The sequence below is a fragment of the Cupriavidus sp. 05N40 genome, assembly GCF_056397305.1.
In genome coordinates this window covers 1-1,631 of sequence record NZ_JBFTND010000424.1, presented here as the reverse complement: position 1 = coordinate 1,631, position 1,631 = coordinate 1, and the positions used below count along the sequence as shown (strand labels likewise).

Here is a 1,631-nt window from a genome sequence, read left to right as displayed (position 1 = left end):
GCCGGGAACGGGATGACTACGCGAATCGGTCCTGATGGATATGCGGCCGCCGACGATAGGGCCGGCAGCGCGGCGAGCTGGGCAGAGCCGACTGTAGCTACGCCCGCCTTCAAGAACTGGCGCCTATTCATGTTTGTCTCCTGTATGTCTTTTCGATTAAGCGGGAGGATGTCTCCCAGCTGAGCAACCACTTACCCGGCTGTTGGAACGTACTCCTGGAGGAAACGCTGCGCATCGAGGGCCGCCATGCAACCGCTACCCGCCGACGTAATGGCCTGGCGGTAGATGGAGTCCTGAACGTCGCCAGCGGCGAACACGCCCGGAATGCTCGTCATGGTGGACATTCCTTCCCTGCCCGCGCGGGTGACGATGTAGCCCTCGCGCATCTCGAGCTGGCCCTTGAAAATGTCCGTGTTCGGCTTGTGGCCGATAGCGATGAAGCAGCCAGTCACCAGCAGTTGAACCTCGCTGCCACTCTTGACTTCGCGCAGTCGGACCGCGCTCACGCCCGACTCGTCCCCCGTGACTTCGGCGAGCTCGTGCCACAGATGAAGGTGGATCTTGCCGGCCGCGACCTTCTCCATCAGGTGGGATACGAGAATGGGCTCCGCCCTGAAGCTGTCGCGACGATGAATCAAATGCACGGTTGCGGCGATGTTCGACAGATACAGCGCTTCCTCCACCGCGGTATTGCCGCCACCGACCACACAGACATCCTGGTTTCGGTAGAAAAAACCGTCGCAGGTTGCGCAACCGCTTACCCCGCGGCCACGATAGACTTCCTCTGAGGGGAGACCGAGGTACTTGGCCGACGCTCCTGTGGCAACGATCAGCGCATCACACGTCGTCGTGCCGGCTTCTCCGCGCAGCGTGAAGGGACGCTTGCTCAGATCCACCTCCTCAATGTGGTCGAAAATTGTCTTTGCATCGAAACGCTCCGCGTGAAGACGGAATCGCTCCATGAGATCGGGGCCCATTACGCCGGCAACATCCGCGGGCCAGTTGTCGACGTCAGTCGTCGTCATGAGCTGGCCGCCTTGCGCGGCACCGGTGACGAGCACCGGTGACAGGTTCGCCCTAGCAGCGTAGAGCGCTGCGGTATAGCCCGCCGGACCCGAACCGAGAATCAGAACGCGGGCGTGGGAATTCGCTTCTTTGGTACTCATGGCAACTCTTCACAAGGTACGGAAACAGATGTCGGATCTGGCATCAGATCCGGATGATTTTTTCCTGAGCGAGACGCTGGATCTGCGCATCGTCGATCTTCAGCAACTCCTTGAGCACTGCAGCGGTGCTGGAACCGAGATTTGGGGGTGCACTCCGATATTCGACCGGTGTGGCAGACAAGCGAATCGGACTTGCAACGACCGACACCTGGGATCCATCTGCGTTGTCGAGGGCAACCGTCATCCCGCGATGAATGACATGCGGGTCAGCAAAGACGTCCTGGAGCGTGTTGATGGGCCCGCACGGCACCCCACTAGCTTCCAGCCTCTCGAGCCAATGCTGTGACTCACGAGTGTCGATGACCGCTTGGATCAGGGGTATCAGGACCGCGCGATTGGCAATCCGTGCACTGTTCGAAGCAAAGCGCGGGTCCTGGGTCCACAGGGGCTGCCCAAGTACCTCAC

General features: G+C 60.5%; 2 protein-coding genes. Both read right to left on the bottom strand.

Annotation, left to right across the window (positions count from 1 at the left end):
- Positions 1-191: 191 nt before the first annotated feature.
- A complete protein-coding gene (gene trxB, locus AC1DO7_RS41170; RefSeq protein ID WP_441622088.1) occupies positions 192-1,166 on the bottom strand; it encodes a thioredoxin-disulfide reductase in 975 nt (324 codons plus the stop codon).
- Between the two features lie 43 nt (positions 1,167-1,209).
- A partial coding sequence (locus AC1DO7_RS41165; RefSeq protein ID WP_477117564.1) for a CoA transferase occupies positions 1,210-1,631 on the bottom strand: 422 nt, incomplete at its 5' end.